This is a genomic window from Rhodococcus sp. IEGM 1318, from assembly GCF_033142465.1.
Taxonomy (GTDB): Bacteria; Actinomycetota; Actinomycetes; order Mycobacteriales; family Mycobacteriaceae; genus Rhodococcus_F; species Rhodococcus_F qingshengii_B.
Map to the genome: position 1 here is coordinate 19,993 of NZ_JAWLSC010000021.1, position 14,993 is coordinate 34,985.

The 14,993-nt window shown below is 61.0% G+C and carries 17 protein-coding genes and 2 pseudogenes; 9 read left to right on the forward strand and 10 right to left on the reverse strand.

Annotated features, from left to right (window positions below; translation table 11 throughout):
* Window positions 1-4: 4 nt before the first annotated feature.
* The 3 genes from R4P65_RS30500 to R4P65_RS30510 all read right to left on the reverse strand — a co-directional run bounded on the left by R4P65_RS30500 (window position 5) and on the right by R4P65_RS30510 (window position 1,878).
* Window positions 5-352, reverse strand: coding sequence for a glutaredoxin domain-containing protein (locus R4P65_RS30500; RefSeq protein ID WP_317829279.1), 348 nt, complete (start codon window positions 350-352; stop codon window positions 5-7).
* Between the two features lie 113 nt (window positions 353-465).
* A complete protein-coding gene (locus tag R4P65_RS30505; protein WP_317829309.1) occupies window positions 466-957 on the reverse strand; it encodes a redoxin domain-containing protein in 492 nt (163 codons plus the stop codon).
* Between the two features lie 174 nt (window positions 958-1,131).
* Window positions 1,132-1,878 carry a flavodoxin family protein gene (locus tag R4P65_RS30510; protein ID WP_317829280.1) on the reverse strand — a complete coding sequence of 249 codons (747 nt, stop codon included), beginning with the start codon at window positions 1,876-1,878 and terminating at the stop codon, window positions 1,132-1,134.
* Between the two features lie 579 nt (window positions 1,879-2,457).
* On the opposite strand from R4P65_RS30510, the gene R4P65_RS30515 reads away from it, so the two are divergent.
* Entirely contained in the window at window positions 2,458-2,697 is a 240-nt protein-coding gene (locus tag R4P65_RS30515; RefSeq protein WP_317829281.1) for a hypothetical protein, read from the forward strand.
* An 80-nt stretch (window positions 2,698-2,777) separates the two neighbouring features.
* Here R4P65_RS30515 and R4P65_RS30520 read toward each other — a convergent pair whose 3' ends face one another.
* Window positions 2,778-3,002, reverse strand: coding sequence for a hypothetical protein (locus tag R4P65_RS30520; protein ID WP_317829282.1), 225 nt, complete (start codon window positions 3,000-3,002; stop codon window positions 2,778-2,780).
* 122 nt (window positions 3,003-3,124) lie between these two features.
* Window positions 3,125-3,772, reverse strand: a complete 648-nt coding sequence (locus tag R4P65_RS30525) for a trehalose corynomycolyl transferase (protein ID WP_317829283.1) — start codon at window positions 3,770-3,772, stop codon at window positions 3,125-3,127.
* Between the two features lie 236 nt (window positions 3,773-4,008).
* Here R4P65_RS30525 and R4P65_RS30530 point away from each other — a divergent pair, with 236 nt between their 5' ends.
* Entirely contained in the window at window positions 4,009-4,161 is a 153-nt protein-coding gene (locus R4P65_RS30530; protein WP_317829284.1) for a hypothetical protein, read from the forward strand.
* Between the two features lie 219 nt (window positions 4,162-4,380).
* Here the strand turns inward: R4P65_RS30530 and R4P65_RS33265 are convergent.
* A pseudogene (locus R4P65_RS33265) lies at window positions 4,381-4,686 on the reverse strand (integrase core domain-containing protein); the annotation flags it as partial.
* Between the two features lie 447 nt (window positions 4,687-5,133).
* Here R4P65_RS33265 and R4P65_RS30535 point away from each other — a divergent pair.
* Window positions 5,134-5,304: pseudogene (locus tag R4P65_RS30535) on the forward strand (helix-turn-helix domain-containing protein); the annotation flags it as partial.
* 73 nt (window positions 5,305-5,377) lie between these two features.
* Window positions 5,378-5,548 carry a hypothetical protein gene (locus R4P65_RS30540; protein WP_317829285.1) on the forward strand — a complete coding sequence of 57 codons (171 nt, stop codon included), beginning with the start codon at window positions 5,378-5,380 and terminating at the stop codon, window positions 5,546-5,548.
* Between the two features lie 3 nt (window positions 5,549-5,551).
* On the opposite strand, the gene R4P65_RS30545 is transcribed toward R4P65_RS30540, so the two are convergent.
* Window positions 5,552-5,794, reverse strand: coding sequence for a hypothetical protein (locus R4P65_RS30545; protein WP_317829286.1), 243 nt, complete (start codon window positions 5,792-5,794; stop codon window positions 5,552-5,554).
* Here R4P65_RS30545 and R4P65_RS33270 point away from each other — a divergent pair.
* Window positions 5,764-6,030 carry an integrase core domain-containing protein gene (locus R4P65_RS33270; protein WP_411742606.1) on the forward strand — a complete coding sequence of 89 codons (267 nt, stop codon included), beginning with the start codon at window positions 5,764-5,766 and terminating at the stop codon, window positions 6,028-6,030. The two genes, R4P65_RS30545 and R4P65_RS33270, sit on opposite strands and share 31 nt — an antisense overlap.
* Window positions 6,031-7,716: 1,686 nt before the next feature.
* On the opposite strand, the gene R4P65_RS30555 is transcribed toward R4P65_RS33270, so the two are convergent.
* A complete protein-coding gene (locus R4P65_RS30555) occupies window positions 7,717-7,956 on the reverse strand; it encodes a transcriptional regulator (RefSeq protein ID WP_317829288.1) in 240 nt (79 codons plus the stop codon).
* 647 nt (window positions 7,957-8,603) lie between these two features.
* Here R4P65_RS30555 and R4P65_RS30560 point away from each other — a divergent pair.
* From R4P65_RS30560 to R4P65_RS30570, 3 genes are all read left to right on the forward strand, one after another.
* Entirely contained in the window at window positions 8,604-9,050 is a 447-nt protein-coding gene (locus R4P65_RS30560; RefSeq protein ID WP_317829289.1) for a hypothetical protein, read from the forward strand.
* Between the two features lie 516 nt (window positions 9,051-9,566).
* Window positions 9,567-9,824, forward strand: coding sequence for an alpha/beta fold hydrolase (locus R4P65_RS33275; protein WP_411742607.1), 258 nt, complete (start codon window positions 9,567-9,569; stop codon window positions 9,822-9,824).
* A gap of 777 nt (window positions 9,825-10,601) precedes the next feature.
* Window positions 10,602-11,777 (forward strand): ATP-binding protein, encoded by a 1,176-nt coding sequence (locus R4P65_RS30570; protein WP_317829290.1) that lies wholly within the window; start codon window positions 10,602-10,604, stop codon window positions 11,775-11,777.
* Window positions 11,778-12,228: 451 nt separating this feature from the next.
* Here the strand turns inward: R4P65_RS30570 and R4P65_RS30575 are convergent, their stop codons facing one another.
* Window positions 12,229-13,161 carry a chlorophyllase/cutinase-like alpha/beta fold protein gene (locus R4P65_RS30575; RefSeq protein ID WP_317829291.1) on the reverse strand — a complete coding sequence of 311 codons (933 nt, stop codon included), beginning with the start codon at window positions 13,159-13,161 and terminating at the stop codon, window positions 12,229-12,231.
* 483 nt (window positions 13,162-13,644) lie between these two features.
* Between R4P65_RS30575 and R4P65_RS30580 the strand changes: the two genes are divergently transcribed.
* The gene (locus R4P65_RS30580) at window positions 13,645-14,106 is read left to right on the forward strand and encodes a MarR family winged helix-turn-helix transcriptional regulator (protein ID WP_317829311.1); all 462 of its coding nucleotides are present in this window, start codon (window positions 13,645-13,647) and stop codon (window positions 14,104-14,106) included.
* Window positions 14,107-14,134: 28 nt separating this feature from the next.
* Here the strand turns inward: R4P65_RS30580 and R4P65_RS30585 are convergent, their stop codons facing one another.
* On the reverse strand, window positions 14,135-14,689 hold the full coding sequence (locus tag R4P65_RS30585) for an EthD domain-containing protein (protein ID WP_317829292.1): 555 nt from the start codon (window positions 14,687-14,689) through the stop codon (window positions 14,135-14,137).
* Window positions 14,690-14,993 lie beyond the last annotated feature (304 nt).

Sequence of the window (14,993 nt, forward strand, 5' to 3'; positions counted from 1 at the left end):
CTGCTCACGAGGTGGCTCCCTGCCCGAGTCCGAACATCGCACGCCACTTTCGGGGTTCCGATTGCGCGGGTGCCAGCTCTCCTATTCGGTCTGGTAATTCACGCTGGACCGCAGCGACGATCTGCTTGACGCTCGGATTGACGAGCGCACTCCTCCCGATGAAGACGGTCGGGACGGTTTCGTCGCCCCCTGTGGCAGCGCGAACCCTCGCGGCGGCCTCGGGTACCGACCAAATGTCGATATCGGTGGTGGAGATGCCGCGCTTGCCCAATGCACTGCGCAGTCTCCTGCAGAACGGGCATCCGGGGCGCCACATGACCTCGATCCCGTCGACGAACGTCGATGAACTCATACATGCTCCTGTCGTAGGCTTTCTATGCTCACCAGAACCCGGTGAACCGGGGTATCGATTCCACTCACGGATCCGCGTCCTCGAGAGCGGGCCCTCACGGGTGTCGGCATCTGTCACCTGTGGTGACGAGTCAGACGCCGAGCCTCGCTCAGGACAGCTGCGGGCGACGGATAGTCGCCGAGCGTGCGGCCGCGATACAAAAAACGTATCGTGCGGTCGGTATCGATGATCGCCAATCCAGGCGCCTGTAGCGGATGCCCGGTGATACGCCCCTGTCGGGCGCGATGAATCGTCGACAAATATCTCCACCAGGTACGTGGGTAGAGCAACATCCACCAATGAATCCGACGCACATCGAGTGCCTCGTACAGAGCATGCGACGGGTCCAGGAGCAGCCAATAATCGATCCCGTTGTCCATCAGGTTCCGGGCCTGGTAGTCGGCAGCACCACCCACCGCGACGATCCGGACCCCGGCTGTCTCGAAGTCCCGTCGCAGCTTTTCCAGCTCCTGGAGGAACGCTCGGCACGGCATGCACCCGTAGTACCGAACCAAGGGCACAACGACCGGCTCGGCGAGCAGCTCGTCGAGTTGGACCGGCCTCAGTCGACGTCGTAGAGAGTGATCGAGCCGACGCGATCACCGAGTGCGGTGAGCTGTTTCATGTCGGACTCGACTCGTTTTCACTGCTCGCGACCTGAACGGCACGTGCAGTCCGTCTCGCACCCGGATAGCCGTGTCGAACGATGTTCGATGGGCGCGAGGACAGTCTCGGCCCGCTCAACGGTATTCCGGGTTGGCCATGTCGAAGCGTGCACCGGAGTCCCACTTCGATCTCTGGTTCCCGTATGCAGGGAATCCGCCGGCCTGGCGAAGCATGGCGGCCGCGTGCAGCACGTTGTACGTCATGAACGTGGTGTTGCGATTGGTGAAGTCGTTCTCCGGTCCTCCGGATCCTGCGTCGAGATACGACGGTCCCGGCCCCGCCGGACCGACCCACCCGGCGTCCGCTTGCGGCGGGATCATATAGCCGAGATGCTGCAGGCTGTAGAGGACGTTCATGGCGCAGTGCTTGACACCGTCTTCGTTTCCGGTGATCAGACAGCCACCGACGCGCCCGTAATAGGCGTACTGTCCGGCGTCGTTGAGTATTGCCGAGCACGCGTAGAGCCGTTCTATGACCTTTTTCATGACCGAGCTGTTGTCGCCAAGCCAGATAGGACCGACGAGAACCAGGATGTCGGCTGCCATGATGCGTTCGTAGAGTGCAGGCCATTCGTCGGTCCGCCAGCCGTGTTCGGTCATATCTGGGTACACCCCGGTAGCGATGTCGTGATCGACAGCCCTGATGTGGTCCACCTGCACCCCATACCTTGTCATCAGCCGGCTGCTCAGATCCGCCAGCCCCTGCGTATGACTCTGCTCCGGTGAGCGTTTGAGAGTGCAGTTGACGAAGACTGCGCGCAATCCCCCGAATCCGAGCGCAAAAGGGGACGCGGCCACGTTGGGGTCGGGAATCGAAGACATGGTGTAACTCCTTGGTGAGCGGACTCGGATGGTCAAGACACTGATGTGCTCCTAAGCCCGAAACCCACCGAGTACACCGAATGCTTCCCTGTTCCAGCTATTTGCGACTCACATGCGGAACGGGCAACTATCGACGACAAGTCCCGCAAATCGCACCCGATCATCAGATCACCACCGTTGTGATCGATCTGGACTTGCTGGAGAACAGTCCTACCGGCGGCGGGACATTGCCAGCGGATTGCCGCGATCGGGCGGTGCCCGTTTCGCCACGTGATCGAGCGACGCGGCTCGGGTGCATCGCTATGATGCGAGCTGTGAACGACGGTCGAAACCTGGTTCTGGCCCACTTTCCGTGACGGCTCCACCTTGTCGCTGCGTGTCGTTCGGGCAGGACGTGGATCGTGCGGGAGATGATCGTTCTGGTGTTCTGAAAACTGTTGTGACCTGCGTGTACTTCTTCCGCATCTGTCAGGGGTCGACATCGATTCGGTCGATGCGACCGCTGTTGGAGTCCGTATTCGTGCGTCGCCGTTGTCGACTTCAGCGAGCTGTCCGACCTGTGGTGTTTCCTCGACACGAGTGCATAGTCGCTACGAATGCATGCTCGCCGAGACGGCTATAGCTGGCCGATCGAGTAACGGCGTCTTGCAGGTACGCCGGTTTCTGTGCCCGAACACCGGCTGTGACCGGCGCACATTTGTCGAGCAGATCGACGGACTGACCACGGCTTACACACGAACTACTCCGCTGCTGCGCGAAATCCTGGAAAAGATCGCTCTCGCGTTGGCTGAACTCGTGGATGTCTGTCGTCTCCGCTGATGATCTGCCGCAGCTGCATCGCTGGTGCGCCGCCACGGTGCGCGGGGCCGGCCGAGCGCAGCCGCGTGGCGGGATGGTCGTCATGAACTCGGTTGCGGCAGGGAGCAATCGAGCGTCGGATTGACACCCATGTAGTTCAGTGGCCCGGTGATGATCGTGACCAGGATGGTGCCCACGTCGGCGCAGTCGGCCGAGGTACCGGCGAAGTAGTCGCGTTGGGCAGCGGCGATCACACCGGCGGTCAACCACAGTAGGAGCAGCACCCCGAGCAGGGTGGGGATCCGGCTGCGGCGGCGGTAGTTCATGGCTTTCTCCTTCGGTTGGGAATCCTCACGTCCGTTCCGCTCGTCCCGCTGGGCGGGCCTCCTGAGATTTCAGAGTGTGCTTGCAAATCCCAGGAGCCTGACCGGTCACGATACCTGACCGGTCACGATGTCAGGATCTGATCGGACTCGGTGATCCAGCGGATCCAACCGCCTTGGAAGTTGGTTTGCCGACCGTCCGGGACTTGCACTTCATCGGAAGTCGGGAATCCGAATCGTCCGCTTTCGAAGCCTTGGCGTCCCCATTCGTCGAAGATTGCCCCGTACACGGGGTGTGTTCCCGATTCGGAGAAGTAGATGCCGCCGTGCTCGAATCGGTTGTATCGCCCCATGTTGTTCGGGGTGGTCAGTTCGCCGCTGGTGGGCCACCCGACGCCGGAGGTGGGGCCGCCGACATCGGTGTACTTGTTGCTGATCTGCCCGTACACCTCCCAAGCGCCGGTGGTGTCGGTCCAGTAGATCGCGCCGTTCGTAAAGCTCTGGGCGCGACCGCCGTCGCGCTCCGTTTCGCCGCCGTTGCACCGGCCCAGCGGGCTGTCCTCGCCGCCGATCGCGATGTAGCGGGCACCGATTGCTCCGTGGGGAAGACAACAATCAGGTTTGTGGGAGAACCACGAGCACGCCCCCACCGTGGCCATCAGGGCCAGCACCATCACGGCCCGGACTGTACGAGTTCTCACCATGGCGTATCGCCCCATTTGTCCGTTGTACTTCGAGCATTGCACAGCGCGGAGCGTGGACGCCAGAGTCATGCCCGCACACAGACGTCGAGCACCCTCACACCGTAGTGTCAGTGTTCTGATCGGACGAATCGGTTACTCGGAGAAAGGCCAGCGGCCCCACCCGCCGGTCCGGGCATCGACCACACCCGAGTTGGACGAACCTGGATAACAGTTGCCGTGGGCGCGATCATCTCATTGTCCTGCTGATCTTCATTCTGCAGAACACCCAGAAGGCAGCTATCTCCTTCCTTGGATGGAACTTCAGCATGCCGCTGGGCGTGGCACTGCTCTTCGCCGCGATCGCCGGCCTACTGGTAATGGCCTCGGTCGGCGGCGCCCGGATATGGCAGCTTCGCCACGCCACCAAGAGGAACGCCCGCGAGCACGCTCCGCACACCCCACCGAACCGGAAGAAGTGACCATCATCGTCCAGAACGCCGACCACTTGGCGCCGCAGTCGTCGATGGCCAGGTCGAGAGGTTGAGTACCCGGAATGAGCGTGTTCGATCCGCCCCAACATCAACGAAGTGTCTCCACCTACGTCTTGCGCGGCTACGCTTGGTGACCAGTGCCGTTCTCGTTCAACGGGAACACGGCGAACCGGCCGCTATGTGTCAAGTCAAGTGAGACAGTGACGTTCAATTGATTTTGCGATTCGGTAACGGGTTCGTTGTCGAAGAATAGGTCGGCATCTCGGGCGGACTCGGCCGGCGCGAAAACCGGGCCGGGTTCGCGAGGCAGGCATCGTTCAGAGTGATCTGACGGGCGTCGTCGACCGCGTCGGCAGTTCCGAAATGTACCGATGCCGGGGTACGCCAGGCAATTCCCGAATGACGGTGAATGCGGTTGTACTCGTTGAAGACTCCTTCCAGGAGCACTCGTGCTTCATCCAGTGTTGCAAATGATTTCGGAAAATCATGCAGGTATTTCAGGGTCTTGAACTGGGCTTCGGAAAGTGGTTTTTATGATTCGAGACCCGAGGTCGTGAATGCGACCGCATGATGCCGAGGTTGGTGAGCAGTTCTGACACAAAGTCCGGAGGTTATCGAAGTGCCGCGGTCGGCGTGGACGGTGTGCGGGACAGCGCCGTTGAGGGAGATTGCCGCCTCGATGAATTCGGCTGCCAATGAGCCTGGACTTCGACTTTCTGCTCGTCGCGGTCGGAAGCACAGTCCGCGTTTGCGGGGACGGCGCCGGTCGCGACGCGGGGAGGAACGCAGCAGTCACGAGCCGTGCTGGAGTGTGGTCACCGCCGTCAGGGGGTGGTCTGGCAGGGATCGAGGTCGCTTCCGAGCTAGCTCTAAAACTGATGGAGGTTGTTGACAGTTGGGTCTTCCGATGAGAGGAAGACTTCCATGTCACCATGAGAGCTCGAACGTCGGGCAAAACACAAACTTGCAGTGCTGCGTCACGTCGAGGAGGTCAGTGGCAGCGTTGCCGCCACCTGTCGCTACTACGGCATCAGCCGGCAGTGCTACTACGTATGGCGGCGACGGTTCGACGAAGAGGGGTTCGAGGGTCTGAACGATCGGTCGAGTGTGCCGCACCATCAGCCCACCAAAACCGACCCGCAGGGGACCAGAGAAGATCCTCTGGCTCCGACAGCAGTACCACTTCGGACCACAAAAAATCTCGATGTACCTCGCCCGCTACCACGACGTCACCATCAGCCCGTCCGGTGTCTGGCGCATTCTTCACAAGCTCGGCCTCAACCGGCTGCCGGCATCTTGGGCGCTACAAACGCACGCAGACCCGGTGGAGCGCTGCGAGAAACAACTCCCGGCCACCAACTGCAAGTGGACGTGAAATTCATTGAGCCACTTGGTCAAACAGGAAAGAAGAAGCGTTACTACCTTCTGCACCGCAATCGATGACTGCACTCGATTGCGGGTTTTGCGGGCCTATCCGCGCAACGACCAGAAGGTCGCGATTCAGTTCATCGACCACGTCCTCTCGAAGCTGCCGTTCCAGGTCGAGAAGGTCCAAACGGACAACGGTCAGGAATTCGGCTCGGCATTCCACTGGCACCTGCTCGACATGGGTATCGGGCACGTCAAGATCCGACCTCGAACCCCACGCCTGAACGGCAAAGTCGAGCGCTCGCATCGCATCGATTCCGACGAGTTCTACGACTGCTCGAAGGTGAAGTCATCGACGATGCGAACCTCTTCGCCGAACGCCTCCAACACTGGGAAGACCACTACAACTACGATCGACCCCACGGCGCCCTCTCAGGCCAAACACCCTACGAACGCCTCAAGCAGAAAGCACGAGACCCGCTGTCATAAGCCTCTTTCAGTTGCACAACTCGTCGAGCGGTGTCAGCGTCGTCCGATCGCTCATGTGGTCGCAGAAATGGGTATGTCTCGCCAACGCGCCGAACTGCACCAATCTGCCTGCCCCATCGTCGCGAATTCGCTGTTGGTGATGGTCCTGATCGAACCTTGCAGGAATGGACTGCGCGGCCTCGACGGAGGTTTCGGGTCTGATCCATCAGCAGCTCACGCTGCGCGGATCGACGGGGTTTCGGAGGCTGTGGTGTCCGATTTTACCGACGATGCGGTTGATGCGAAATCTGCTCGGTCATTCGATCGACGTCAGGGTGTCGTTGCGAGATGTCCTCCTCAGTTGTTTTTTGCTCCCAATTCTTCTGGCGATCAGCTGCTCGCTGTGCTGTCGCTGCCTTTGCTCGTGCACCGCGTCGGATTTCACCGTTTTCAATTCTGATCCACTCCTGTGTGAGTAGCCATCGGCTTTGAGCTTGAGCATCTGCGGTTGTCCGGAAGATGCGATGGTCGTTCTCGTCTTTGGCGAAGCTGGCGAGTTGACTCCAGGTGGGACTGCGGTGATATCGAAATCGGAACTCTCCGATGGACTTTCCAACTTGCTGGCCGATTCTCTGGGTACTCCGACGTCTTGATCTTTTGTGCTGGACGGCAAAGAATGTCGGGCCTGTGCAGAGTGATCGTGGGTGCCGGTTCGATACGAGCCAACCGGCTCGATGGAGTTCTGAGCACAGTGTTGATCGCAGTTGGCGATGCGTCGGTTGTACGAGATCGTTGGCGTGGGCGAATGAAATAACCGCTTCGGATTCGAAAGCTTCGGATCGCGTCGGACCGTATCCCTTCCGATGCCAATAGTCTTCCACTGCGGTGGATAGGACCGCGCCGAACGCATCGACGCGCGTATGCCACCGATTCATGTTGTCGAGGTCTTCGGCAGCATCCTTCGGCATGATCGGGTTGGTGCGCTCCCATTTCAGTGTTGCGAGGACGGACCTATGCGTGGGCACTTGACCTGCTCGGAGTAGTGCAGCAACAGCCGCCCCTGCGGGGGAATCTGGATCGGGCAGCGGCAGGGCATCGCGAGCTGAACCGTAGGCGCTTGGTGCCAATGCGCGGGCCAACAAGGCGATGTTGTCTGATTGCGCTGGCAATCCAGCTGTGGGAAGCCACTGTTCAGCCTGGTACCGGCCAGCAGCGAGTGGGGTGTCATTGTTTGGCATTGGCACTGATCGGTCTCCTGCGAGTGCGTAGTTGATCATGCAGACTAGCGAAAAACCGATCGAAGAGGGAGGCCTGCAATATGGAAATTGGCGCGAAGGAGGTATGCGTACTCGACCAAGTCAGGTGGATCACGAGAGCACGCGAAGGCGAATGCTGAGGTCAGGGGATACCCCACACCGTGAGACCGCGGTGGAGCGTGGTGTGACGCCGCAAGCACTTGTGCTCGAATCGGGTGTGAGGCCCGGAACGTGCCCGTGAACAGCGAGCATGGCAGGGGTGGGCGGACCACCGATATGTTGCAAGCGTCTCCTTCCAACGGAGTTCGATGAGAGTCGCTGTCGTACTTCAAAGCCCGATTTTGCGCACTGCTGCCCACTCGTCGGTCCGGTTAAGCTGCACTAACTGTATGAGGCACGGACGTTAGGGACGCGGGCCTCGTACATCTAGCTCGCACCTGGCTCGGAGCTGTCACTGACGTCGGCCGGGGCCGAGTCCGGCCACGATGGCCTTCAGTGATCTGATTTCGCGTACCAGTGCGGAACGTCCGGCGCTGGTAAGCGAAATCCACGTTCGAGGCCGTTTACCGGAGTATCCCTTTTTGACCTCGACCAGGCCCGCATCACAATTCGGCGGCAGCGCTTCTCGGGTCTGCCGCCGCGCCCCGCGATGTTGCTTGCCGCCGGCAGCAGCGGTTGCAGAATCGCCCACTGTGTGTCGGTGGCCGACGACGGGTACACCGCGCAACGGTGCCCTACCGTCGAGTGGGGCGAACACGACGGGCGCAGTGAGACCGGCGATAATGGTATGGGTGGGCTCCTCGATTCGGCTGCGGATGTCGACCTCACCAACTCAACCAGGAGCCCACTTCGATGCATTTACCACCGCAGATGCATGCAGTCGTCGAGTTCTCAATCACGCTCTCAGGAGTCGCTGAGATATTCCCGTATAGGTATATCTACAAGCAGTATTCGCATTAGACAGGCATGTGCTGTAGGCCGCACCGTGGTTCACGGCGGTGCACCCTCCTCAACATCGACCCCGGAGGTCACGCAACGTGGCAAGTACCTGAACAGCCCAAGTCATCGGTGGCGGAATCTGCGATCTTACAGTCGCAACAGCGTTGGCGCAACGCGGCTGGAAGGTGCGGTTGCACGAGCGCGCGTCCGAAATCCGTGCAATTGGCGCCGGAATCTACGTGTGGGCAACGGACTTGCCTCGTTGGAAGCGCTCGGACTGTACGACGACGCGGTGGTGGCCGCTCATGTAGGTCGGTCCTGGAGAGTCGAGACCACAACGGCCACACTGTCGAACGTATCGAGATCAACACTCCTGGCCGGCCTCGTGTGAAAACGATCATGCGTGAGCGACTCATCGGCGCGCTCGTCGACGGAGCCACCCGGGCTGGAGTCGAGATCGTCGCCGACTCCGAAATCGTCTCGGCCGACGAAGCAGGTTCGGTGACCGATGCCGAGGGAAATGTCAGCACTGCCGACGTGGTAGTCGCGGCGGACGGCGCGCACTCGAGGATCCCGAGATGGATTCGGATTGATCGAGGAACGGGTCCGGATGAGTCAGGGTGCAATCCGGCTGACAGTTCCTCGATCGGACGAATTCGTGTCGCCCGAGGACGCCGGGCGCTACCTCGAGTACTTCAGCGGACACCGACGTGTGCTCTACACACCGAGCAGCGCGGAGAGTCTTTTACATTGCGCTGGTGGCCGACACAGGGGACGAGGCCGCCGCCCGCGTCCCGGTCGATGTGGACGCCTGGACGCAGAGCTTTCCCCACCTCGCGAAGCTAATCGCCAGCCTGGAAGGCGTTCCAGCGCGCTGGGATACCTTCGAACTCATCAAACTCAAGTCCTGGTCGGCAGGCAAGGTTGCCGTCATCGGGACGCGGCGCACGCTCAACCCCCGTACCTCAGGCAGGGAGGGGCTGCGCAATGATGAACGCGCTCGGCCTTGCCGACGCTCTGACCCTCTCGACCGGATCGGTACCGTAGGCACTCCAGGCCTGGGAGGCTAGGGAACGTCCAACTATCCAACACACCCAGCGCTGGTCGTACGGGCTGCGGCCGCTCAACAACATTCCTGACGGTGCGCGTTCTCATTCCTCAGTGCAACTGGACGTTTCGAAACGCTCGCGCCTGTGCGCTGCGTTGACCACCCCGACCGGATTCGGCCGATTCGCCGGAGCCGTGACCGCCGACAGAAAGGCAGGGCGATGATCTGCATCCGCTCTCGAAAGCATCGCTGTTGCAGATCATGGCATCTCTTACGACGAGCACGGCGATCGTTCGAACCCGAGCGTTGTACTACTGAGCGGATGGTGCCAGGACCATCGGTTATTCGGCCCGCTCGTCTCTATCCTCGCAAACGATCACCAGGTGGTGCGCATCGACTGGCGCGGCCACGGTGTGGATCGCTCGCCGGTATCTGATTTCGGTCCTGACGAACAAGCGAGCGACACCCTCGGGGCCCTCGATTCGATCGGCGTCGAACAATTTTGCTGCTCTCGACGTCTTGTTCGTCGGTGGAACAGTGCACGTATCCGACACAGAACGGATCGCCCGTAGCACCAAGTGTTCCCCATAGCGGGGGGATTACCGGAGACCTCTACGGAACACCTTCGTACAGGCGCGACGTCGGTCGGGCGCAGTGTTCCGTTGTCCGGTTGAAGGAACGATCTGTACATGTACATGTACATGTACATGCCGCGACGCGTCATCGCGGTGCCGGCGAGCACGTTCTCCGAAATCGCCTCTTCGGTAAAACTGTCTGGCGCATAGACTTTTACAGCACCGGACTCAATCTCCTCGTCAGTGACAAATCCTTTGACCCCGCCGAAATGACCGCCGTGCGAGTGGGTGAAGATTCTGTGCGAACCGGAGGCGCCGGCGTACCGGTTAGACTATCTTTGGCGACCCACCGCGGGGACTCTGGTGGAGGTCATCTCAGCTGGCTCCAGATCTGGGCCAGTGATTGCACTACTGCCGGGTTTCGTATGGTGCCGTCTTCGTCGACGTCGGCCCGTCCGACAGGTGCTTGCAAGCGTGCAGCCCGGACCACTTGTGCCCCGACATAACCTAATACGGTCTTCGATGTGTGCATGGCGCCCGGCCCAGGACCCGTGCGTCGACGTTGATCCAAGCCGGAGGTTTGTCGGTCAGTTCGGTCCACCGACTGTCCAGTCGAGCAGGTTCTTGAAGCCGCCAGGCAAACGTCCTGCGTACTCAGGTGTCCAGAACAACGCAACGTCGGTCGTGGGTGATGGCTTGGTTTCGGGCCTAGACAGGTATCTGAACTTATCGATGTATATGGGAATGTGACCATAGATTGCTATAGTTTCCGATATGGACCTGGAGCTGAACCCGTTCAAGCCGGGATCGGGCCTTCGCCCTCCGGCGCTCGAAGGTCGAGACAAGCAGCTCGCGGCGTTCGACCTTCTCGTGGCGCGGAGCAAGCGCCGTAACTACGACCGGGGCATGATCTTGTCGGGATTGAGGGGAGTGGGTAAGACAACGCTGTTGAACACCCTTGCCGGACATGCTGATCGGCATGAATGGTTGACGATCGGTATCGAGGCGCGGCCTAATGTCTCCGGCACCGCAGCGGTCCGGGCGAAGTTCTCGCAAGAGTTGACAGTTGGCCTGCGCCGCTACAGCCGCAAGCACAAACTTCAGCAGGTCGTCGACCCGCTGATTGATCTTGCTCGGGGATTCTCCCTGAAAGTTGGGCTCGGACCGGCGACGGTGAAGGTCGGAGCGGCGCAGCCCGCGGCAGCGAGCGGAGACATCGACCTCGATATCGAGGAGCTTGTCGAGGCGATCGCCGGGGCACTCAAGCCGCGGGGCGGTGCTTTCGGGTTGTTCATCGACGAGATGCAAGATCTCGACACGGATCTGCTGTCTGCATTGCTGGCGGTCCAGCATCGTGCGAGCCAGCGGGAATGGCCGTTTTTCTTGATCGGGGCCGGCCTGCCGAACTTGCCGGCGACGTTGGCGGAGAACCGCTCGTACGCCGAGAGGCAGTTCCTTTACAACACGATCGGGCCCCTTGATCGAGAGGCCGCCGCCGATGCGTTGCGGATTCCGGTCCGCCGCCACGGCGGCGACTTCACAGAGGAGGCGCTGGCGCTGCTGGTCACTGCGAGCGGTGGCTACCCGTACTTCCTGCAGGAGTACGGCAAAGCGATCTGGACTCTCGCCCCTGATACACCATTCCAGCTCGAGGACGCCGAACTTGCCGTGGAAGTCGGCCGAAGCCATCTGGACGAGGGGTTCTTCCCCTCCCGCTGGGACCGTTCCACTGAACGTGAACGTCGGTATCTTGTCGCGATAGCGGCTACAGGTGAGGACACGCCCCGGTCGGGGAAGGTTGCCGAGCTGATGGGATCGACCTCGAGTGGTGTCAGCGATGTTCGCGACTCCGCTATTCGTAAGGGGCTGATCTGGGCGCCGGAACACGGCCGGATCGCCTTCACGGTCCCTGGCATGGCCGACTTCATCAGGCGCCAACCGACAGCGTAAACATATCCGGCACAGTGTCGATGACAGTTTTCCTCGCTCTGCCACGATCTCGTTCAGAAGGACGGATAGGAGAGCTCGGGCCGGATCCCCATGGCGCAATCGCCGAATCGATGTGGACTCGTCTCTCTGAGGTGAAGGGAACGTCGATGCCGGGTTGATACTCGGGTGAGGAGTTGTTCGGGGATGTCGCGGAGTTTGACGTTCGTTTGTTGGGAGCGCGGGGATGCGGTAGACGAGCATGCCGTTGGCTTGCCCGCTCCCGCCCGGTCTGGAGCTGCTCGGGAGTCAGTCGCGTCCACTCTGTGATCTCACTGACGATGCGTAAGGGCTACCCCGCACCGGATTCAAAGCTCGTATTCCGTTGCCGCTGAAGACCTTTTGTGGAGCTGTAAACACTCCTTGCGTTTCGATTCTGGGGTGGCCTTATGTTCGTCGAGGCTTTTGGTCCGAGTCATCGCTTCGACTCCAACCATGCGAGGTCGGTCCCGTTGCCGCCGAGAGATCGTTGCGCCGACTCCCAGTGGGTGTCGTCGAGGTGGAGGGCGTGGAGGAGGAATGCTGCTGCAGTCTCGCGCAGCAACCGCACCGTAGCGGGGTTCTCGTCGGTGGTCTCGCGGACGTCGTAGCCGGGAATGCCGCCGAGGGAGTGTTCGCCGCCGTGCAGAGTGAGGAGGTGCTTTTCGCCTGGGCTGTCGGTGTAGGGGTCGGCAGACCAATCGGGGCCGCGGGTACTGAGTGGTGAGTCGTCTTTGTCGCCGAGAACGACGAGGGCAGGTGTGGTCATGCGGTCGAAGACGGGGTTCATGAAGGGGAAGTGCTCCGCGGCAAATGGTGACAGGTCGCTGCCGCGTCCGGCCGTGGCCATGAGCACGCCGGCTCGCACCCGCTCGTCGGGGGAGTACACGATGTCGCCGGTATCTGGATCAACGACGCCGAGGCCGAGCAGGATTCCGGTTGTCTGGCCGCCGAAAGAGTGTCCGGCGGCGGCGATGCGCGTGGTGTCGGTGCGTTCGCGTAGTCCCGGGATGGTGTCGAGGATATCGCCGAGGTGGTCAAGGATCCGGATCGCATCGTTGGCGCGTTGCCGCCAGATGCCGGCACGCCGGGGATCCTCGTCGGTAAGGCCCATGCTGCGGGAGTCGAGATAGGTGGGCTGCAGGACAACGAAACCGTGCGAGGCCCACCAGTCCGTGAGTGGACCGTATCCGTCCATCGATTCACCGAAACCGTGGGAAAATAGAATGACGGGGAGATCGGTCCCGGTCGTGGGTGCGGATATCCGAAGCTGCAGGGCGGTTCCTCGCCCGTTGCTCGGTACGACGATGGGTTTGACGGACACGATCGGCCCTTGAGCGGCGATCAGATGAGTGGTGTTCTCGAACATGGGGATACCTTTCGAGTGGATTGGTCGGTTGGCGCCATCCGGTGCGTTCCGCTGCGGCAGCGAGGATCGGCAATGGCGCGGTCGGTTGCTCGGCAAAGTGATGTACGCGGAAGTGCGCCCCGGCGACGCCAATTTCTTCCGCTGCGACGACCAGTTCGATCGACTGTCGATAAGCCTCTGCTGCGGTCCTCGTGCCAGATTCCCGGGAATCCAGCCGGTGTCCAAACGAAGGAAGGCCGCGCGACTTCTGCTTCTCGTTGCGGGTGAACTCTCCATCCGATCCCGCATACGAAACAGCTCGACGAGCCATTGCGATTCACCCTCCAAATTTTGGTTGCACCGGCAACTATATAGAAGAACAGTTGCAAGTGCAACTACTTTGGTAGGATCGTTGACATGTCAAGAGGCTTACCCGGGTTGAGTGATGCGGAGGCGGAGCTGTGGATCGCACTCACGGTGATGTCCCAGCTATTGACACCATCGATGGACCAGCGTCTCCGGTCGGTCGACTTGACTTTGTTCGAGTACGGGGCGCTGATGTCGCTCCTGGACTCACCGAAGCACACGTTGCGGATCAGTGAGATGGCCGAGCGTACCTACGCCTCCTTGCCACGCATGTCGAAGGTCCTCGTGCGACTCGAGGCGCGTGGGCTTGTGCGTCGCGTGCGGTCTACTGAGGATTCACGCGCATTCGACATCGAGCTCACGACGGAAGGGCGTAGTCGGCTGCGCGATTCGGCGCCAATCCAAAGTACCGCAGCCCGCGACCTTGCATTGAGCTGCTTGTCCGCCGACGAGGTCACTACGCTCGGCGCCCTTCTCGCACGGTTGGTGCGAAGCCTGGACCCAAGCGGCCCCTTAGGTGCGGAGCGGCAAGCGGGAGGCGGGCGTGCCAGAGAACCGGTGCAAGAACCTCGACCTCGGAGCGCGGAGCCGGCATCGTAAATCGCTTGGTCTGCAACAGAATTCGGCGCTACGCCAAACGGGGATCGCCGGTCTGCTGGTGGGTGAGATTCGGCGCGACCCATAGCAGGCCTAACTGCGGCAAGCATCCGCTCTCGAGTATGCCAGTGTTCTCGATGGTTACCGCTGAGGACCGACCCTCGAACACCATTCCAGCCCCCTCGAAGGTCACATGAACCGCATCAAGATGCTCAACCGACAGCTGTACGGGCAGCCGAACCTGGACCGAGCGCCCTTGCTCGGTGGCGTACAGGAATTGAGTCTTGGACCGGTCGAGGAAGTTGGTCTCGTCCTCGGCCACGACGCTCTGGTAGGTCTGCGAGGTGAACCACGAGGCGGCGTCGGCGACGGTGTCGACCCAGAGTTCGGCCACACCGTCGACCGGGGCTGTCGCGATGCCCGAGATCGAGTCGCCGGTGGGCTGGAGCTGGACGTAGCGGTTCACCGTCACTTCGTCGCTGGGCAGTTGGGCCAGCAGCGGCGTGTGCTTCTGGGTCCAGTAGTCGATGAACTCGTCGTGGGTGAGGTCGCTGCGCCGGGTCAGCAGGATGGTGATCTTGATCATGAGCCGTCCTCCAAATTAGTTGCGGGGGCACTTGTTGCTGGGGCAGCTATTGCACGCAGACGAGTCTCGCGCAAGGGGGTCGGTGGATCTTGCCCCCTCCAGGTGATTTCCGGAGTTTCGATCAGCGTTTTTCGGAATTCTCGATGTCGAAGCGCTTGCCTGCGGTCCGGAGGTTGCTGGTTGTCTGGGGGAGGCGCTGCTGGGCGGCTTTCGGTGTTCGGGGGACAGCCGGAGATGCCCAGTTCGTTTTGGGTATAAACGAAGGCGTTGATTTCTTCGAGTGGTTGATGCCGGGTTGGAGGGC

Excerpts from the sequence above, each read along its gene's own strand:
- R4P65_RS30580 (WP_317829311.1), top strand. The coding sequence starts at position 13,645 with ATGGACCAGCGTCTCCGGTCGGTCGACTTGACTTTGTTCGAGTACGGG.
- R4P65_RS30525 (WP_317829283.1), bottom strand. The coding sequence starts at position 3,772 with ATGACTCTGGCGTCCACGCTCCGCGCTGTGCAATGCTCGAAGTACAAC.
- R4P65_RS30520 (WP_317829282.1), bottom strand. The coding sequence starts at position 3,002 with ATGAACTACCGCCGCCGCAGCCGGATCCCCACCCTGCTCGGGGTGCTG.
- R4P65_RS30560 (WP_317829289.1), top strand. The coding sequence starts at position 8,604 with ATGCGTGAGCGACTCATCGGCGCGCTCGTCGACGGAGCCACCCGGGCT.
- R4P65_RS30585 (WP_317829292.1), bottom strand. The coding sequence starts at position 14,689 with ATGATCAAGATCACCATCCTGCTGACCCGGCGCAGCGACCTCACCCAC.
- R4P65_RS30540 (WP_317829285.1), top strand. The coding sequence starts at position 5,378 with ATGTACCTCGCCCGCTACCACGACGTCACCATCAGCCCGTCCGGTGTC.
- R4P65_RS30570 (WP_317829290.1), top strand. The coding sequence starts at position 10,602 with ATGGACCTGGAGCTGAACCCGTTCAAGCCGGGATCGGGCCTTCGCCCT.
- R4P65_RS30575 (WP_317829291.1), bottom strand. The coding sequence starts at position 13,161 with ATGTTCGAGAACACCACTCATCTGATCGCCGCTCAAGGGCCGATCGTG.
- R4P65_RS30530 (WP_317829284.1), top strand. The coding sequence starts at position 4,009 with ATGCCGCTGGGCGTGGCACTGCTCTTCGCCGCGATCGCCGGCCTACTG.
- R4P65_RS30500 (WP_317829279.1), bottom strand. The coding sequence starts at position 352 with ATGAGTTCATCGACGTTCGTCGACGGGATCGAGGTCATGTGGCGCCCC.
- R4P65_RS30510 (WP_317829280.1), bottom strand. The coding sequence starts at position 1,878 with ATGTCTTCGATTCCCGACCCCAACGTGGCCGCGTCCCCTTTTGCGCTC.